Raw genomic sequence first — 2,295 nt, 5'->3', positions numbered from 1 at the left:
TACTGCAAGAAGTACCGGCCTCCTGCGTTTGGAGGATGTTCCGGAACGGTGCTGAGCTGACGGCCAGCAGGCCGACGATGGAGACCTACGGCGAGAGCATAGGTGAGCTGACCCAGGAAGCCTTCGGGTTGGAGACCACCTCGAGCGGTTTCCACGCGACGATCGCCGCGGCGGTGGAGGAAGGGGGCTCCTACGAGGAGATCGCTGCCCGATTTACCGGGCTGGGCTCGGAGGCGCGATCTCTCCTGCGGGCGATGATTTACACACGGACCCGGGGGCGCGACTAATGCTCCGACCGGAACGACCGCCATTCTTCGTCAGCCAGGTCGTCGAGGCCTGCTCTCAATGGCTGACGAACTTCGGATATGCCGAGAGAGTCGACGCATACCTGTTCGAACTCACGGCCCTGGAAACCCGCTACCGACGAGCAGGCCGGCAGGGGATCCTCCTGTCGTTCCTTCTGATGCAGCTAGTCCCACAGGGCAACCACCGGGACCGCGCGATGTTCGAGGAGATCTACGGCAAGGCCCTCGTGGGCCGCGCACCCGGCCGCAAGCTGTATGACGCGATCAAGGCTCTCGCGGCCGACACCCGGTGTCCCCTGTGCGGCATACAGGCGGTCGCTCAGGTCGACCATCACGCACCGAAGGACAAGTTCCCGCTGTTCGCCTTGACCCCCCTTAACCTCGTTGCGGTCTGCGGACCCTGCAACCAGAGCAAAGCCAACATATTCGATGAAGAGGCCACAAGAGAGGCGATTCACCCCTACTTCGAGGGTTTCGGACCCGAGCGATGGCTCTCCGCCGACATCGACCACGCAGCCGGCGGCGTCGCCGTATTCCGGGCGACACCGCCTGGAACCTGGCCCCCCACCAAGGCCGCACGACTGCAACGCCACTTCACCAAGTACCACCTGGCCAAGCGATATACGGCCGAGGCAGCACACACCCTGGCCACGCGAAAGCGAAAGGATCTGAAGACACTCGAAGACTCCGGCTGCGCGGAGCTGCGCGCCCAGCTCCTGGACGATGCCGATTGGTACGCCGACTACGACCCCAACAGCTGGCAGGCCGCATTGATGCTCGCCCTCGCGGACAGCCCCTGGTACATCAACGGGGGGATGCGGGACATCTGACTCAGCAGCAACTGCAAGCTGACATTCCGCATCTTGATGCGGTCGGGAGATCCGTTCAGCCGATGGTGAAGCGCTGGTTCTGGGCGCCTCGGTCGCAGCGGGCAGTGCGGTAGTAGCCGTTGTCCTGCTGGTAGAGGCAGCGGCCCGTTCCGACGCTTTGGAGCATGATGGCGCTGCGGGCGGCGGGCTGGACGGTGCGCCACTTCTGGTATGAGCCGCCGTTACAGCGCAGAGGGTAGACGTCGCCCCGGTCATTGCTGTCGAGGCAGCGGCCCCAGACGTTGTTCTTAAGAGTGGTGCTGGTGTTGAGGCGGCCGTTCCACTGCCACAGGAGGCTGCCGCGTCCGGTGGTGCAGCGGTCGCCCTTGAGGCCGGTTTCGGAGGTCTCGCGCAGGCAGTCACCGTAGCGGTAGTTCGCGAAGCGGCTGGTGGCGGTGGCAGCCGAGGCGGGTGTGGGGGTGAGGAGGGGGAGGGCGAGGCCGGCTGCGGCGATGAGGGCGGCGAAGGCTTTCCGGGTCGGGCGGCGCACTGGGGGTCTCCTTACAGTGGTTTTCCGAGGTACCTCGACAGGATCCCCGAACACCACCGCCTACGCCTGAAAAATGGGGAAAACCACCGGATCGGGCCGCTTATGCCGGCCGATCCGGTCCGGGGACGGCGCTGGGCCGGTCGCCGCGGCACGCTCGAGGCCATCGCGTGGAAGTACCGCACCAACTCGCCCTGGCGGGACCTCTCCGAGGACCTCGGCTCGTTCCGGACGGCCCACAAGCGGCTGATCAGGTGGGCCGTCGACGGCACGTGGGAGAAGATCTTCGCCGCTGTCCTCGCCGCAGTGGATGCCGTCGACGACATCGGCTGGACCATAGTGATCACTAGTCAGACAGACACATCCGATCAACTGACCAACCCATCAAGGAGACGCGCACTAGTCGCGATAACCGACACCCGTGAACAATTAACACATAAAGTGGTCATTTCTTCTGGGGCCCTGCACTGGCGCCGGGCGGCCCAGCTTCGGTGATCTTCTTGCGATAGGCAGGATCAGTGCCCCAGAGGGTGCGCGACTTGGTTTGGTGGTAGCCGTTGGTGCACTCGCCGAGCCACATACGGCCGATCCGTTCGATTCCGCGTGACCAGGCGTCATGCCACAGGTAGGGGCC

Annotated in this window: 2 protein-coding genes and 3 pseudogenes; 3 read left to right on the top strand and 2 right to left on the bottom strand. The window is 64.7% G+C overall.

What is annotated here, in order from left to right; genetic code table 11:
- Window positions 1-287, top strand: a pseudogene (locus tag ACWFR4_RS48460) (AAA family ATPase); the annotation flags it as partial.
- The gene (locus ACWFR4_RS48455) at window positions 287-1,135 is read left to right on the top strand and encodes an HNH endonuclease (RefSeq protein ID WP_453658339.1); all 849 of its coding nucleotides are present in this window, start codon (window positions 287-289) and stop codon (window positions 1,133-1,135) included. The pseudogene ACWFR4_RS48460 and the gene ACWFR4_RS48455, both read left to right, overlap by 1 nt.
- Before the next feature lie 55 nt (window positions 1,136-1,190).
- Here ACWFR4_RS48455 and ACWFR4_RS48450 read toward each other — a convergent pair whose 3' ends face one another.
- Window positions 1,191-1,664 (bottom strand): RICIN domain-containing protein, encoded by a 474-nt coding sequence (locus ACWFR4_RS48450; protein ID WP_453658337.1) that lies wholly within the window; start codon window positions 1,662-1,664, stop codon window positions 1,191-1,193.
- Between the two features lie 102 nt (window positions 1,665-1,766).
- Here ACWFR4_RS48450 and ACWFR4_RS48445 point away from each other — a divergent pair.
- Window positions 1,767-1,995 (top strand): annotated as a pseudogene (locus ACWFR4_RS48445) (transposase); the annotation flags it as partial.
- 111 nt (window positions 1,996-2,106) lie between these two features.
- Here ACWFR4_RS48445 and ACWFR4_RS48440 read toward each other — a convergent pair.
- A pseudogene (locus ACWFR4_RS48440) lies at window positions 2,107-2,295 on the bottom strand (hypothetical protein); the annotation flags it as partial.

Source organism: Streptomyces sp. NPDC055140 (genome assembly GCF_053607285.1).
Note: the sequence above shows the minus strand (reverse complement) of the source record. Positions and strands in the feature narration are given on the sequence as shown.